The organism is Massilia paldalensis, from assembly GCF_044901715.1.
Lineage (GTDB): Bacteria > Pseudomonadota > Gammaproteobacteria > Burkholderiales > Burkholderiaceae_D > Telluria > Telluria paldalensis.
In genome coordinates, this window is the sequence record NZ_JBJCIU010000003.1 from 211,246 (window position 1) to 225,374 (window position 14,129).

General features: G+C 67.0%; 15 protein-coding genes. 8 read left to right on the forward strand and 7 right to left on the reverse strand.

The genetic code is table 11. The features are described from left to right. Window positions 1–4 precede the first annotated feature (4 nt). Window positions 5–1,072 (reverse strand): MBL fold metallo-hydrolase, encoded by a 1,068-nt coding sequence (locus ACI1V7_RS15615; RefSeq protein ID WP_404532709.1) that lies wholly within the window; start codon window positions 1,070–1,072, stop codon window positions 5–7. Between the two features lie 148 nt (window positions 1,073–1,220). Here ACI1V7_RS15615 and ACI1V7_RS15620 point away from each other — a divergent pair, with 148 nt between their 5' ends. The 6 genes from ACI1V7_RS15620 to ACI1V7_RS15645 all read left to right on the forward strand — a co-directional run bounded on the left by ACI1V7_RS15620 (window position 1,221) and on the right by ACI1V7_RS15645 (window position 6,996). After that, window positions 1,221–1,622: a MerR family transcriptional regulator gene (locus ACI1V7_RS15620; protein ID WP_404532710.1), complete on the forward strand. Its 402-nt coding sequence runs from the start codon at window positions 1,221–1,223 to the stop codon at window positions 1,620–1,622. Window positions 1,623–1,718: 96 nt separating this feature from the next. Next, window positions 1,719–2,915, forward strand: coding sequence for an isovaleryl-CoA dehydrogenase (locus ACI1V7_RS15625; protein WP_404532711.1), 1,197 nt, complete (start codon window positions 1,719–1,721; stop codon window positions 2,913–2,915). A gap of 232 nt (window positions 2,916–3,147) precedes the next feature. Continuing rightward, the gene (locus ACI1V7_RS15630) at window positions 3,148–4,347 is read left to right on the forward strand and encodes an acetyl-CoA C-acyltransferase (protein WP_404532712.1); all 1,200 of its coding nucleotides are present in this window, start codon (window positions 3,148–3,150) and stop codon (window positions 4,345–4,347) included. Between the two features lie 130 nt (window positions 4,348–4,477). Then, window positions 4,478–5,146, forward strand: a complete 669-nt coding sequence (locus tag ACI1V7_RS15635) for an SDR family oxidoreductase (protein ID WP_404532713.1) — start codon at window positions 4,478–4,480, stop codon at window positions 5,144–5,146. A 153-nt stretch (window positions 5,147–5,299) separates the two neighbouring features. After that, entirely contained in the window at window positions 5,300–6,427 is a 1,128-nt protein-coding gene (locus ACI1V7_RS15640; RefSeq protein ID WP_404532714.1) for an acyl-CoA dehydrogenase family protein, read from the forward strand. 5 nt (window positions 6,428–6,432) lie between these two features. After that, the gene (locus tag ACI1V7_RS15645; protein ID WP_404532715.1) at window positions 6,433–6,996 is read left to right on the forward strand and encodes a GNAT family N-acetyltransferase; all 564 of its coding nucleotides are present in this window, start codon (window positions 6,433–6,435) and stop codon (window positions 6,994–6,996) included. A gap of 75 nt (window positions 6,997–7,071) precedes the next feature. Here ACI1V7_RS15645 and ACI1V7_RS15650 read toward each other — a convergent pair whose 3' ends face one another. Beyond that, window positions 7,072–8,085 (reverse strand): zinc-binding alcohol dehydrogenase family protein, encoded by a 1,014-nt coding sequence (locus ACI1V7_RS15650; protein ID WP_404532716.1) that lies wholly within the window; start codon window positions 8,083–8,085, stop codon window positions 7,072–7,074. A 112-nt stretch (window positions 8,086–8,197) separates the two neighbouring features. On the opposite strand from ACI1V7_RS15650, the gene ACI1V7_RS15655 reads away from it, so the two are divergent. Then, on the forward strand, window positions 8,198–9,094 hold the full coding sequence (locus tag ACI1V7_RS15655; protein WP_404533418.1) for a LysR family transcriptional regulator: 897 nt from the start codon (window positions 8,198–8,200) through the stop codon (window positions 9,092–9,094). A gap of 90 nt (window positions 9,095–9,184) precedes the next feature. Here the strand turns inward: ACI1V7_RS15655 and ACI1V7_RS15660 are convergent, their stop codons facing one another. Together ACI1V7_RS15660 and ACI1V7_RS15665 are read right to left on the reverse strand one after the other, a co-directional pair. Then, entirely contained in the window at window positions 9,185–10,369 is a 1,185-nt protein-coding gene (locus ACI1V7_RS15660) for a thiolase family protein (protein ID WP_404532717.1), read from the reverse strand. A 147-nt stretch (window positions 10,370–10,516) separates the two neighbouring features. Beyond that, window positions 10,517–10,981 carry a MarR family winged helix-turn-helix transcriptional regulator gene (locus ACI1V7_RS15665; protein ID WP_404532718.1) on the reverse strand — a complete coding sequence of 155 codons (465 nt, stop codon included), beginning with the start codon at window positions 10,979–10,981 and terminating at the stop codon, window positions 10,517–10,519. A 135-nt stretch (window positions 10,982–11,116) separates the two neighbouring features. On the opposite strand from ACI1V7_RS15665, the gene ACI1V7_RS15670 reads away from it, so the two are divergent. Next, complete coding sequence (locus tag ACI1V7_RS15670; RefSeq protein ID WP_404532719.1) at window positions 11,117–11,656, forward strand: PaaI family thioesterase; 540 nt, start codon at window positions 11,117–11,119, stop codon at window positions 11,654–11,656. Between the two features lie 97 nt (window positions 11,657–11,753). Here the strand turns inward: ACI1V7_RS15670 and ACI1V7_RS15675 are convergent, their stop codons facing one another. The 3 genes from ACI1V7_RS15675 to ACI1V7_RS15685 form a co-directional block, all read right to left on the reverse strand. Further along, window positions 11,754–12,575, reverse strand: a complete 822-nt coding sequence (locus ACI1V7_RS15675) for an SDR family NAD(P)-dependent oxidoreductase (RefSeq protein WP_404532720.1) — start codon at window positions 12,573–12,575, stop codon at window positions 11,754–11,756. 106 nt (window positions 12,576–12,681) lie between these two features. After that, a complete protein-coding gene (locus ACI1V7_RS15680) occupies window positions 12,682–13,104 on the reverse strand; it encodes a MarR family winged helix-turn-helix transcriptional regulator (RefSeq protein ID WP_404532721.1) in 423 nt (140 codons plus the stop codon). Window positions 13,105–13,167: 63 nt separating this feature from the next. Beyond that, window positions 13,168–14,088, reverse strand: coding sequence for a LysR family transcriptional regulator (locus ACI1V7_RS15685; protein WP_404532722.1), 921 nt, complete (start codon window positions 14,086–14,088; stop codon window positions 13,168–13,170). Window positions 14,089–14,129 lie beyond the last annotated feature (41 nt).

Below are 14,129 nucleotides of genomic sequence, written 5' to 3' on the forward strand. Positions count from 1 at the left end.
GACTTTATATGATGTTGTTCCTTTTCAACACAAACCGGACGATGCCGTCGTCGCCGGTTACACGTTCCAAACTACCGTCGAACCAGAGGTAGTGGAGGTGGGCCAGCGCCTCGCCGATGGCGAAACTGAGCTGGTGCGCGTCCAGCTGGCGCCGGAACATGAGGGGGACAATGTCAAGCGCCGAGCGCGGTTCGGCACAGGCGGCCAGCACTTCCGCGAGGCGTGCGGCGTGGTGTTCGCGCAACTGGGCGATGCGCACATGGAGGCCGCGGAACGGTTTGCCGTGTGCCGGCAGCACCAGCGTGTCGTCGGGCAGGCCCGCGAACTTGTCGAGCGAGTCAAGATACTGACGAAGCGGATCGCCTTCCGGCTCGACCGCGAAGACGGAGACGTTGGTCGAAATCCGCGGCAAGACCATGTCGCCGGATAGCAACACTTTCCTTTCCTCGCTATACAGGGACACGTGTTCCGGCGAATGGCCGAAGCCCGTAATCACGCGCCACGACGTACCGCCGATGGCGACCCGCTGGCCGTCCTGCAACCGCGTGTAGGCCACGGGCACGGACGGTACCAGCGAGGGATAGTAGTTGCGGCGGCTTTCCATCTGCGCCAGCAATCCCTCGTCGCGCAAGCCGTGGCGGCGGAAGTGCGGCACGGCCGACGGACCGTCGACGCCGGGCAGCGCGGCCGCCATCATGCGCATGAACCCGAACTCGGCCGCGCTGGTCCAGAACGGCGCCCCGAAGCGCTCGCACAGCCAGCCGGACATGCCCACGTGGTCGGGATGGCAATGGGTGGCGAACAGGCGCAGCAGCGGCCTTCCTCCCATCGCTCCTGCGAACAATTGCTCCCATGCGGAACGGGTCGCATCGGTACCGGCGCCGCTGTCGACCAGCGACCAGCCCTCCCCCAGCGCGCCGCGCTCGTCCAGCAGCCACAGGTTGATGTGGTCGAGGGCGAACGGCAGCGGCATGCGCAGCCAGGACAGGCCGGGCACGACGTCGATCGTCGTGCCGGACGGCGGCACCTGGTCGCCGAAGGGATAGTCCAGCTGGGCTTCGAGAGGATTCATGACGGTCTTTCGCTTTTTGTGGGATCGGGCACACGGGGCGCTACAATGCACTTGACGTCGACATTGACGTTGACGTAAACGGAAACAACAAGCGCCGATTGCGATTCTAAGCGATTCCAGGCGCTGCCATTACATACCGCAGGACACCATGGCCACGACCTATACCATTGCCGAACTGGCACGCGAATTCGACATCACCGCCCGCGCGATCCGTTTCTATGAAGACCAGGGACTGCTCAGCCCGATGCGCGAAGGCCAGGGCGGCCGCAACCGCGTCTACACGCCACGCGACCGCACCCGCCTGAAACTGACCTTGCGCGGCAAGCGCCTGGGCCTGACCCTGTCGGAGATCAAGAGCATCATCGACATGTACGAAACGCCCAGGGATACGGTTGCACAGATCGACCGCTTTTTGGGCGTGCTCGCGCACCAGCGCGAAACCCTCGAACAGCAGCGCGCCGACATCGAGATGTCGCTGGCGGAAATCGCCGTGCACGAGGAAGAATGCCGCCGCCTGCTGGCGGAAGCCGGCCAGAAGAATGCCGCCTGAAAACTCCGTTGACGCTTGACGTTTACGTTAACGTCACTCCGCGCTATCATCTAGCTTGGCCGACGCCACACAACTAGACGAGAACGAGGACGACACATGCTGCATCTCCCTGGCTTGACCTTTGACCACGGCGAGGACATCGCCGCGCTGCGCGAAGCGGTGCAACAGTTCGCGGCGAGCGAGATCGCCCCGCGCGCCGCCGAGATCGACCGCACCGACCAGTTCCCGATGGACTTGTGGAAGAAGATGGGCGAACTGGGCCTGCTGGGCATTACCGTCGGCGAGGAATACGGCGGCGCGAACATGGGCTACCTCGCCCACATCGTCGCGATGGAAGAGATTTCGCGCGCCTCCGCCTCGGTGGGCCTGTCCTACGGCGCGCACTCAAACCTGTGCGTGAACCAGATCAAGCGCAACGGCAGCGAGGAACAGAAGCGCAAGTACCTGCCGAAGCTGATCTCGGGCGAACACGTGGGCGCGCTCGCGATGTCCGAGCCCAACGCCGGCTCCGACGTCGTCAGCATGAAGCTGCGCGCCGAGCTGAAGGGCGGCCCGGGTGGAGATCGTTACGTCCTGAACGGCACCAAGATGTGGATCACCAACGGTCCGGACGCCGACACCCTGGTCGTGTATGCCAAGACCGACATCGACGCCGGCCCGCGCGGCATGACCGCCTTCCTGATCGAAAAAGGCTTCAAGGGCTTCTCGATCGCGCAGAAGCTCGACAAGCTGGGCATGCGCGGCTCGCACACGGGCGAACTGGTGTTCCAGGATTGCGAAGTGCCGGTCGAGAACGTGCTGGGCGGCGTCGGCAAGGGCGTCAACGTGCTGATGTCGGGCCTGGACTTCGAACGCACCGTGCTGTCCGGCGGCCCGCTGGGCATCATGGCGGCCTGCATGGACGTGGTCGTGCCCTACATCCACGAACGCAAGCAGTTCGGCCAGGCGATCGGTGAATTCCAGCTCATGCAGGGCAAGATCGCCGACATGTACTCGACCATGATGGCCTGCCGCGCCTATGTCTACGCCGTGGGCCAGGCCTGCGACCGCGCGGCCAGCCCCGAGCAGGTGCGCGCCCTGCGCAAGGATGCCGCCGGCGCCATCCTGTACAGCGCGGAAAAGGCGACCTGGATGGCCGGAGAAGCGATCCAGACGCTGGGCGGCAATGGCTACATCAACGAATACCCGGTCGGCCGCCTGTGGCGCGACGCCAAGCTGTACGAGATCGGCGCCGGCACCAGCGAGATCCGCCGCATGCTGATCGGACGCGAGCTGTTCGGCGAAACGGCATAAACGATATACACAGTTGTGGAGAGGGGAGACGCGGGCTGCGTCCACATGCAAAGAGCCGCAAAGGCCGTGCGCAACAAGAAGAGCTGAACAAGCCGCCGCAAGCCCGCTGCCATGAACGTCGTTCCCGCGCAGGCTGGAAGTCGATTCCGGCAATGCCGGGAACGACGGGTCAGGTAATCGTCCGGTCGAACAAGGCACACCGCCGCATTCATCCATTCAGGAGACAAACACCATGCAAGATCCAATCGTAATCGTCGGTGCCGCCCGCACCCCGATGGGCGCCTTCCAGGGCGACTTTTCCTCGAAGAGCGCGAGCGACCTGGGCGCCGTGGCGATCCAGGCCGCCGTCGAGCGCGCCGGCGTCGACGCCAGCCTCGTCGAACACGTCTACTTCGGCAACTGCCTGATGGCCGGCCAGGGCCAGGCCCCGGCGCGCCAGGCATTGATCAAGGCCGGGCTGCCGCTGTCGACCGGCGCCGTCACGCTGTCGAAGATGTGCGGCTCGGCGATGCAGGCGGCGATCTTCGCCCACGACGTGCTGAAAGCCGGCAGCGCCGATGTCGTCGTGGCGGGGGGCATGGAATCGATGACCAATGCGCCCTACCTGATCCCGAAGGCGCGCGGCGGCTACCGCATCGGCCATGCGCCGATGTTCGACCACATGATGCTGGACGGCCTGGAAGACGCGTATTCGCGCAACGAGAAGACGGGCGAAGGCCGGTCGATGGGCACCTTTGCCGAGGAATGCGTGGCGAAATACTGCTTCTCGCGCGAGCAGATCGACGCGTTCGCAATCGAATCCGTCAAGCGCGCCCAGAACGCCGCGGAAGGTGGCCACTTCGACTGGGAGATCGCGCCGGTCACCGTCGCCAGCCGCTTGGGCGAGACCGTCATCGCGAAGGACGAAGGCCCGCTGAAGGCCAAGGTCGACAAGATCCCGACGCTGCGCCCGGCCTTCAAGAAGGATGGCGTGATCACCGCGGCATCCTCGTCGTCGATCAACGACGGCGCCGCCGCCCTCGTCATGATGCGCGAATCGACCGCCAAGGAACTGGGCGTGACGCCGATCGCCCGCATCGTGGCGCACACGACGCATGCGCAGGAACCGGACCAGTTCACCACCGCGCCGATCGGCTCGCTGAACAAGCTGTTCAAGAAGACCGGCTGGTCGCCGAAGGAAGTCGACCTGTTCGAGATCAACGAAGCCTTTGCCGCCGTGCCGATGGCCGCCATGCACGAGCTGGACATCCCCCACTCGAAGATCAATATCCACGGCGGCGCCTGCGCGCTGGGCCACCCGATCGGCGCCTCAGGCGCGCGCATCATCGTCACGCTGCTGGGCGCGCTCAAGAAAACGGGCGGCAAGCGCGGCGTGGCCTCGCTGTGCATCGGCGGCGGCGAAGCGACCGCCATGGCCATCGAGATGGTGTGATGCCGGTGGTGGAACGCCGGGGTCGGCGTCCAATTGTCAACACCGGACTCTGACCCCTCCCACCATTCGCAAGCATTCCAAAAAAACGGTATGGTGGCGGTCTGTCATCCATACCGTGAAGGAGTTCCCCATGTCCACCGTTCTCATCCTCGGCGCATCGCGCGGCATCGGTCACGAACTGGTTCGTCAATACCGCGCCGACGGCTGGCGCGTGATCGCCACGGCGCGCAAGGCCGCCGATTGCGAGGAACTCAAGCGCCTGGGCGCCGAGGCGCACCAGCTCGACGTCACGAATGCGGAAGGCATCGCCGGCCTGGGCTGGAAACTCGACGACGAGAAGATCGACGCCGCCTGGCTGGTCGCCGGCGTGTACGGCCCCGACCACGCGAGCTTCCCCACCGAGCAGGAATTCGACCAGGTGATGCACACCAACGTACTGGCGGCGATGCGCCTGCTGCCGATCGTCGCGCCGCTGGTGGCCGCCACGCGCGGCAAGCTGGCCGTGATTTCCTCGCGCATGGGCTCGATCGGCGAGCGCACCAGTAACCAGGGTTCGCTGTACCGCGCCAGCAAGGCGGCGCTCAATTCCGTGCTGGCCGATGCCGCCCTCACCTACGGCCCGCAAGGCGCGACCTGCCTGTCCTTCCACCCCGGCTGGGTGCAGACCGACATGGGCGGCAGCGCCGCCACGCTGACGGTCGAGCAGAGCGTCACGGCATTGCGCGCCACCCTGGCCAAGGCCCAGCCGTCGCAGAACGGCGCTTTCTTGAACTACGATGGTGCCCAGATCCCCTGGTAACCCGAACACCAATCCTACAACGCCAAAGGGGCCCCCTGGACCGTCGCGAGCGGCAGCAGTTTCGTCCGAGAAGCGCAGCTGTACTTGGGTACGGTGAGCATCGCAGGACGACAATGCAACGCGCAGCAGGTCCGGGGAGCCCCCACCAGAGACATGATACTTAGCGAAGAACACCAGATGATCCGCGACGCCCTGCGCAGCTTTGCGCAGGAACGCCTGGCACCGAACGCCGCCTGCTGGGACCGCGACCACCACTTCCCGAAAGAGGAATTGCAGGAACTGGCGCGCCTGGGCGCGTTCGGCGTGGCCGTGCCGGAGGAGTACGGGGGCGCCGGCCTCGATTACGTGGCGCTGGCGCTGGTGCTGGAAGAGATCGCGGCCGGCGACGGCGGCACCTCGACCATCATCTCCGTCAACAACTGCCCCGTATGCTCGATCGGCATGGCGTATGCGAACGATGCGCAGAAGGAGCGCTGGCTGCGTCCCCTGGCGAGCGGCGAACTGCTGGGCGCCTTTGCCCTCACCGAGCCGCACACGGGCAGCGACGCCGCCGCGCTGCGCACGACGGCCGTGCGCGACGGTGACGCGTACGTCCTGAACGGCAGCAAGCAGTTCATCACCAGCGGCAAGCACGGCGACGTGGCGATCGTGATGGCGGTGACCGACAAGGCGGCCGGCAAGAAGGGCATCAGCGCGTTCTGGGTGCCGACGGAGACGCCGGGCTACGTCGTCGCCGGCATCGAGCACAAGATGGGCCAGCATTCGTCGGACACGGCGCAGATCGTGTTCGAGGATTGCCGCATCCCGGCCGAGAACCTGATCGGCGAAGAGGGGCAAGGCTACAAGATCGCCCTGTCCGGCCTGGAGGGCGGACGCATCGGCATCGCCTCGCAGTCGGTGGGCATGGCCAGGGCCGCGTACGAGGCGGCGCTGGCCTATGCGAAGGAACGCACCAGCTTCGGCGCCCCGATCTTCGACCACCAGGCCGTGCAGTTCCGCCTGGCCGAGATGGCGATGCAGATCGAGGCGGCGCGCCAGCTGATCCTGCATGCGGCGGCGATGAAGGACGCCGGCCTGCCCTGCCTGAAGGAAGCGGCGATGGCCAAGCTGTTCGCGTCGGAGATGGCCGAGCGCGTCGTATCGAACGCGATGCAGGTGTTCGGCGGCTACGGCTACGTGGCCGACTTCCCCATCGAGCGCATCTACCGCGACGTGCGCGTGTGCCAGATCTACGAAGGCACCAGCGACATCCAGAAGATCCTGATCGCCAGGGCGCTGTGAACGAGATGTCTTCCATCCAGGCGCCGCCGCAGGCGGCGATCCGGCCGGCGGGCGAAGCCGACCTGGCGCCCTTCTTCGCCTACCTGGACGACCACCTGCGCGACAACGGCACCAACGGCAATCCGCTGTTCCAGCCGCTGCCGCGCGACGCCTCGCGCATGCCGCCCGGCCTGCGCCTGGCCTTCATCCGCGGCATCGTGCTGGACGTGGGCGACCCGGGCTGGCGCCGCCTGTGGCTGGCGATCGGCCCGACGGGCGACATCGCCGGCCACGTCGACCTGCGCGCGCGCCCGGAACCGGGCGCCGCGCACCGCGCCATGCTGGGCATGGGCGTGCACCGCGCCTGGCGCCGCCGCGGCCTGGGCCGCCGGTTGCTGGCGACGGCCATCGACTGGGCCGGGAACGGCGCCGGCATGGCCTGGATCGACCTCGAAGTCCTGAGCGGGAACACGCCCGCCGTCGACCTCTACCTGGACGCGGGCTTCGACATGGTCGCCCGCATCGCCGACATGCTCAGGATCGATGGCGTCAGCCATGACCTGAGCTACATGACGCTGAAGCTGCGCTGACGCACAGCTTCATACGCTCGTAGGGTGGGCACATGGTGCCTACGCCGGCCGCGCCCACCCTACCGTGACAGACGCTTAGAACCCCGCCAGCACGATCTTGCCCTGCGCGCGGTTCGATTCCAGCAGCGCGTGCGCGCGCTTCAGGTTGGCCGCGTCGATGCGGCCGAAGTTCTCGTTGACCGTGGTGCGGATCGTACCCGCATCGACCAGTTCCGCGACGCGGTTCAGGATCTCGTGCTGCTTGACCATGTCGGCGGTGCCGTACAGCGAACGGGTGAACATCAGTTCCCAGTGCAGCGAGGCGGACTTGCGCTTCAGCTTGCGCACGTCGAACTCGGCCGGGTCGTCGATCAGGCCGAACTTGCCCTGCGGCGCGATGACCTCGACGATCTGGTCGAAGTGGTGGTCCGTGTGCGTCAGGCTGATCACGTATTCCGGCGCGCTCAAGCCCGTCTTCGCGTATTCCTCGGCCAGCGGCTTGCTGTGGTCGATCACGTGGTGGGCGCCGTTCTTGATGGCCCAGTCGCGGGTTTCCGGGCGCGAGGCGGTGCCGACGACGGTCAGGCCCGTCAGCTGGCGCGCCAGCTGCACGAGGATCGAGCCGACGCCGCCGGCGGCGCCGATCACGAGCAGCGTCTTGCCCTTGGACGCCTCGCCTTGCGAAATCTCGAGGCGGTCGAACAGCAGTTCCCACGCCGTCAGCGTCGTCAGCGGCAGCGCCGCGGCGGCCGTGAAGTCGAGCGATTGCGGGATCTTGCCCACGATGCGCTCGTCGACCAGCTGCAGCTCGCTGTTGCTGCCGGCACGCACGAGCGAACCGGCATACCAGACGCGGTCGCCCGGACGGAACAGGGTCACGTCGGGACCGACGGCCTTGACGATGCCGGCCGCATCCCAGCCGATGACTTTCCATTCGCCGTCCGCCGGCTTCGAGCCGGCGCGGATCTTGTAATCGACCGGATTGACGGACACGGCGTGCACCTCGACCAGCAGGTCGTGGCCCGTGGCGACGGGATCCGGCAGGGTGATGTCGACCAGCGATTCGGCGTGGTCGATCGGAAGGTTGGTCTGGTAACCGATGGCTTTCATGATGGTTCCTTTGTCTGGGATGTATTCGATGCTTGCTATTCTGGCCCCTGGAGCATCTTTGATAAACTAGGTAATCACCGAATCAATTTCAATCATTTTTTGATAAATGCGCATCCGGAACCTGCAGGACCTGGAACTGTTCGTCGCCACCGCCGACCATGGCGGCCTGTCCGCGGCGGCGCGCTTGCTGGACATTTCGCCGGCCGTGGCCAGCGCCGCGCTCAAGCGCCTGGAAACCGACCTCGACACCCCGCTGTTCGTGCGCACCACGCGCAGCATGCGCCTGACGCTGGCGGGCGAGCGCCTGCTGGCGCGGGCGCGGCCGCTGCTGGACGGCCTGCGCGACACCGAGGAAGAGCTGGCGGCCGGCCACGACAAGGTCGAGGGCCAGTTGCAGATCTCGATGCCGTCCGACCTCGGGCGCCACGTGGTGCTGCCCTGGCTGAACGAGTTCCAGGCACGCCATCCGGACGTGAAGCTGCGCCTGCAATTGACGGACCGCCTGGCCGACATCTACCGCGAACCGGTCGACATCGCGCTACGCTTCGGCAAGCCGCCCGAATCGGGCATGGTGGCCCTGCCCCTGCTGCAGGACAATCCGCGCGTGCTGTGCGCGGCCCCGTCCTACCTGGCGCGGCGCGGCGTGCCGGCCTCGCCGCACGAGCTAGCCGGCCACAACTGCCTGTGCTTCATGCTGGACGATGCGGTCAACGACCGCTGGCGCTTCCGCAAGGGAGAAGAAGAGATCGAGGTGACGGTGCAGGGCGACCGCGTGGCCGGCGACTCCGAGATCGTGCGGCGCTGGGCGCTGGACGGCCTGGGCCTGTGCTACCGCTCGCGCATCGACGTGCAGGCCGATTTATCGAGCGGACGGCTGCGCATCGTGTGTCCCGACTGGGCGGGCGATAACGTGCCGCTGTACATGGTGCTCGCGAACCGCAAGCAGGTGTCGCCGGCGGTGCGGGTGTTGCGGGAGTTTTTGCTGGGGAGGATGCCGGGGGCGGTATAGCCGTCGTCCCTGCGCAGGCAGGGACCCAATGTCAGGTGCTGACACCGGACATGAAACTTAGGCCCCTGCCTGCGCAGGGGCGACGCTGATTCAGATCTTTTCCAACGCCAGCGCGATGCCCTGACCGCCGCCGATGCACAGCGTGACCACGCCGCGCCGTGCCAGGCCGCGCCGCATCGCGTGCAGCAGGCGCACCGTCAGCACGGCGCCGGTGGCGCCGATCGGATGGCCGTGCGCCACCGCCCCGCCCTCGACGTTGATGACGTCTTCCGCCAGCGACAGCTTGCGCGCCACCGCCAGCGGCACCGCGGCGAACGCCTCGTTGATTTCGTAGCGGTCGACGTCGCCCACGCTCCAGCCGGCGCGGGCCAGCGCCTTCTGCACGGCCGGCACCGGACCCAGGCCGAACATGCCCGGCTCGACGGCCGCGACACCCGATGCGACCAGCCGCGCGATGGGCTGCAGGCCCAGGCGTTCGGCCGCGCCGCGCTCGGCCACGATCAGGGCGGCCGCGCCGCTGTTCAGGCCCGGCGCATTGCCGGCCGTGATGGTGCCGTCGGGACGGAACGCGGGTTTCAGCTTGGCCAGCTTGTCCAGCGTGGTGTCGGGCCGGTTCGCTTCGTCCGTGTCGAACAGCGTGATGCCCGCCTTGCCCTTGATTTCCACGGGCGCGATCTCGTCCTTGAACAGGCCTGCCGCCTGCGCCTGCGAGAAGCGCTGCTGCGAGCGTTCGGCCCAGCGGTCCTGGGCCTGGCGGCTGATGTCCGATTCCTTGACCAGGTCCTCCGTATGCCAGCCCGAGTGCTGCGAGGAGAAGGCGTCGTTCAGGCCGTCGTGCAGCAGGCTGTCGTAGATCGTCGCATGGCCCATGCGCGCGCCCCAGCGCGCCTGCGGCATCAGGTAGGGGGCCATGTCCATGTTCTCCATGCCGCCGGCCAGCACGATGTCCGACTCGCCGGCCAGGATTTCCTGCGCCGCCGAGACGACGGCCTGGGCGCCCGAGCCGCACACGCGGTTCAGCGTCATGGCCGGCACGTCCACGGGGATGCCGCCGTGGACGGCGGCCTGGCGTGCCGGGTTCATGCGGTTGCCTGCCTGGACCACGTTGCCCATCAGGACCGAGTCGATGCGCTCGGGCGCGATGCCGGCTCGCTCGATGGCGGCGCGCACGGCGACGGCGCCGAGCTCCACGGCGGGAATGGCTTTCAGGCTGCCGTTGAAGGCGCCGATCGCGGTGCGCACGGGAGCGCACAGGACGATGTCACGCGAAGACATGATGAAGACTCCTGGTTGGTTGGAAGATGCCCGGTGCATCGATCCGGCACCGGACGCTCGACATGCAAACAAGAGTATATACACATATCCGGAACGCGGCATGCGGCACGGTCTGGACGCCGCGCCATGCCCTTGGGTTTCCGGGGATCAGCGCCGTGCGCCGGGCTGGAGTTCGTGGATGCCGGTGTCGACCACGTCGCGCAGCAGGCCGCGCAATTCGTCCGCGCGCTCGGCGCCGAAGTTCTGCTCGAAGGTCTGCTGGGCCTTGCGCCACAGCGGCAGCATCGCCTTGACCTTGGCCTTGCCGGCCGGCGTGAGGTCGATCACACGCTCGCGCCGGTCATGCTCGCTGGGTCCGGAGACGACCAGCTCGTCGCGTTCGAGCGGCTTCAGGTTGCGCGTCAGCGTCGTGCGATCCATGACCAGTTCGGCCGACATCTGGTTGACCGTCATCGGCCCCAATGCCGACAGCTTGTACAGGATCGAGAACTGGGTCACGCGCAAGCCGGCCGCGCTCAGCATCTGGTCGTAGACGCCCGTGATGTAACGGGATGCCTGGCGCAGGGCGAGGCAGTTGCAGAGGCTGAGATTGGTGATGGCGCGCGATGTCATGGTCCGGTTTCCGCTGTGTTGGCCTGGTCCCGACGAGTATAACCCCATGCATGTTGAATGCTGAGCATCATCCAACCATTGCATATACACTGAACAACGTTTGGACCGTACGACAGCGATGCGAAAGGGAGCGGAATGGAGATGCAATCGATTTCAGAGCAGTGGGAAGTGCAGATGCACGAGGTGCGCGCGCGGGCGCGCGAAGCGGGCGGGGGGCCCGGCGTGGTGCCGGCCCGGGAGGCGCTCGCGATGAGTGGCCTGGAAGTCATGCAGGCCATGCTGGCCGGCCGCTTCCCCTATCCGCCGATCGCCGAGACGCTCGACTTCTTCCTCATCGAAGCCGGCAAGGGAGAAGCCGTGTTCCAGGGCAGGCCGCAGGTCAAGCACCTGAATCCGATGGGCACCGTGCACGGCGGCTGGTACGCGACCCTGCTCGACTCCGCCGTGGGCTGCGCCGTGCACACGATGCTGGAAGCGGGACAGGCCTACACGACGGCGGAACTGAGCGTGAAGCTGGTGCGCGGCGCGCGCCTCGACGGCGGCCCCCTGCGCGCGATCGGCAAGGTGCTGCATTGCGGACGCCAGCTCGCCACCGCCGAAGGGCGCATCGTCGATGCCGACGGCCGCCTCTATGCGCATGCGACCACGACCTGCCTGGTGTTCGCGGCGCGGTGATGCGGTTGGTGGGCACGTGGTGCCCACCCTACGGCCAAGCCGAATGCATCACGCGAGCGCCGTCGTTAAAGTGGGCACCACGTGCCCACCATCGCGTTCACGCGGCCTTGGCGGTGGCCACGCCGTAGCGGCTGGCCGGCTGCGTGCCCGAGATCTCCGGATGCATCGCGCGGCGCGCACGCTCGTAGGCATCCCACTTGGCGCCATCCTGCAGCGCCGGCACGGTGGCGAACTCGCCCTGGTCGAAACCGGCCAGCGCCGCATCGACCATGTCCTCGGCACGCATCACGATGTTCTGGTCCAGGTGTTCGACCGGCACCCCGGCGATGCGCCAGAAGTCGGTGGCGGTGGCGCCCGGCAGCACGGTCTGCACGCGCACGCCCTTGTCGCCCAGCTCATGCTGCAGCGACTGGCTGAAGGCGACGACATAGGCCTTGCTGCCGCCGTACACGCCGTTCAGGATTTCCGGCGCGATGGCGGCGATCGAGGCGATGTTGATGAAGGCGCCCTGCTTGCGCTCGACGAAACCGGGCGCGGCGGCATAGGTCAGGCGCGTCAGCGCGGTCACGTTCAGCGCGATCATGTCCTGCATCTTGCCGATGTCCGATTGCAGCAGCGGGCCGGTGCCACCGACGCCGGCATTGTTCACGAGCAGCGTGACGCTCGCATCGCTGCGCAGCAGTTCTTCGACGCGGGCCAGGTCGGCAGCCTGGGTCAGGTCTGCGGCGACGGTGCGCACGCTGCGGCCGTGGGTCGCTTGCAGCCGGTTGGCCAGCTCCTGCAGGCGGTCGGCGCTGCGGGCCACCAGCACCAGGTCGTAGCCGCGGCGGGCCAGGCGGTCCGCGTAGATGGCGCCGATGCCGGTCGATGCGCCGGTGATGACGGCGGTACCCAGGTTTGCGTTGTTGGCTTTGCTCATGATATTCCCCTCAAAAATGTGGTCGTTGGTATGGTTACCGAAGTGTGCGTACACACATATAAGTTCAAAAAATTTTTGCTGCTCAGTTTGCTGCTTGAGTTGCTGCTTACGTTCCCAGCTTGTGCGTCGACTCGCGCAACTGGCTCGCCAGCTCGCTGCCGAACTTGCGCTCGAACTCTTCCTGCGCGGCCTGCCACACGGGCAAGGCCTCGGCCAGCTTGCGCCGACCCGCATCGCTCAGGCGGACCACGTTGCGGCGCGCGTCTTCCTGGTCCGGACCGATGGCCAGGTAGCCGTCGCGCTCCAGCGGCTGCAAGGCGCGCACGACGCTGGTGCGCTCCATCACGAGCCCGTCGACCAGGTCCTTCATCGATGCCGCACCAGCGTCGTCGACGTAGATCAGGATCGAAAACTGCGTGCTCGTCAGGTCCACGGTCGACAGGCGGTCCTCGTACAGCTTGGTGATGAGGCGCGCCGCCTTGCGTGAAGCGAAGCAGTTGCAGTAAGTGAGTCGTTCCGAAGTAGCCATGGACACAGTATCCTGTGTGTGCACACACATGTCAAGCATTTTTTTACGCGTGCGCAGGCCGGATCAACGTTCCGTGCAACGGCCCGGCAATGCTTCGATGTGGGCCTTGAGCATGTCGATGAACACGCGGGTGCGGGCGGGAACGAGGCGCCGTCCCGGCAGCACGCACCAGATGCCGACGCTGGGCAGCTCCCATTCCGGCAGCACGCGCACCAGCCTGCCCTGGTCGACCAGCGACTGCACCACGTAGTCGACCGGCAAGTGGGCAATGCCGGCGCCGGCCATGGCCAGCTCGCGCTGCAGGCGCGGCGAGTTGCAGCGCACGGCGCCCAGCGGCGTCCACTCGGACCGTTCGCCGCCCCGCTCCAGCCGCCACGCGACCGGCAGGCCGTCGTTCCCCGCCAGCGGCAGGCAGGTGTGCGCCGCCAGTTCGGCGGGCACCTGCGGCGCGCCGTGGCGCGCCAGGTAGTCCGGGCTGGCAAACAGGCCTTCGCGCATGTCGAACAGCTTGCGCGCGACGAGCGTGGCGTCGTCCGGCAACCGCGGCGCGGCCCGGATCGCCAGGTCGAAGCGCTCGCCCAGCAGGTCGACGCGGCGCGGCGACACGTCCAGGCGCAGCGCGATCTCGGGATAGCGTGCGCGGAAGGCGAGGCAGAAGCCGGGGAAGTCGAACTCGAGGAAGTCGGGCGGCATCGAGACGCGCAGCTCGCCGCGCGGGGCGGCCTGGCGGTGCAGCGCCAGCGCCGACACCTCTTCCGCCTCGTCCACCAGGCGGCGCGCATGCTCGAGGACGCGCTCGCCGAATTCCGTGATCGCCAGGCGCCGCGTGCTGCGCACGAACAGCTTTTCGCCCAGCGCTTCCTCGAGCAGGCCCAGGCGCCGCGACAAGGTCGACTTGGGCAGGTCGATGCGCTCGGCCGCCTGGGTGAAGCTGCCCGCGTCGACCACGCGCACGAACAGGATCAAGTCATTCGCATCAACCATCGGACCGCCTCATTTTTCCAGGAATGGAACAATGATACCCG

Excerpts from the sequence above, each read along its gene's own strand:
- ACI1V7_RS15630 (WP_404532712.1), top strand. The coding sequence starts at position 3,148 with ATGCAAGATCCAATCGTAATCGTCGGTGCCGCCCGCACCCCGATGGGC.
- ACI1V7_RS15660 (WP_404532717.1), bottom strand. The coding sequence starts at position 10,369 with ATGTCTTCGCGTGACATCGTCCTGTGCGCTCCCGTGCGCACCGCGATC.
- ACI1V7_RS15665 (WP_404532718.1), bottom strand. The coding sequence starts at position 10,981 with ATGACATCGCGCGCCATCACCAATCTCAGCCTCTGCAACTGCCTCGCC.
- ACI1V7_RS15670 (WP_404532719.1), top strand. The coding sequence starts at position 11,117 with ATGGAGATGCAATCGATTTCAGAGCAGTGGGAAGTGCAGATGCACGAG.
- ACI1V7_RS15640 (WP_404532714.1), top strand. The coding sequence starts at position 5,300 with ATGATACTTAGCGAAGAACACCAGATGATCCGCGACGCCCTGCGCAGC.
- ACI1V7_RS15615 (WP_404532709.1), bottom strand. The coding sequence starts at position 1,072 with ATGAATCCTCTCGAAGCCCAGCTGGACTATCCCTTCGGCGACCAGGTG.
- ACI1V7_RS15675 (WP_404532720.1), bottom strand. The coding sequence starts at position 12,575 with ATGAGCAAAGCCAACAACGCAAACCTGGGTACCGCCGTCATCACCGGC.
- ACI1V7_RS15680 (WP_404532721.1), bottom strand. The coding sequence starts at position 13,104 with ATGGCTACTTCGGAACGACTCACTTACTGCAACTGCTTCGCTTCACGC.
- ACI1V7_RS15635 (WP_404532713.1), top strand. The coding sequence starts at position 4,478 with ATGTCCACCGTTCTCATCCTCGGCGCATCGCGCGGCATCGGTCACGAA.
- ACI1V7_RS15620 (WP_404532710.1), top strand. The coding sequence starts at position 1,221 with ATGGCCACGACCTATACCATTGCCGAACTGGCACGCGAATTCGACATC.
- ACI1V7_RS15685 (WP_404532722.1), bottom strand. The coding sequence starts at position 14,088 with ATGGTTGATGCGAATGACTTGATCCTGTTCGTGCGCGTGGTCGACGCG.
- ACI1V7_RS15650 (WP_404532716.1), bottom strand. The coding sequence starts at position 8,085 with ATGAAAGCCATCGGTTACCAGACCAACCTTCCGATCGACCACGCCGAA.
- ACI1V7_RS15645 (WP_404532715.1), top strand. The coding sequence starts at position 6,433 with ATGTCTTCCATCCAGGCGCCGCCGCAGGCGGCGATCCGGCCGGCGGGC.
- ACI1V7_RS15625 (WP_404532711.1), top strand. The coding sequence starts at position 1,719 with ATGCTGCATCTCCCTGGCTTGACCTTTGACCACGGCGAGGACATCGCC.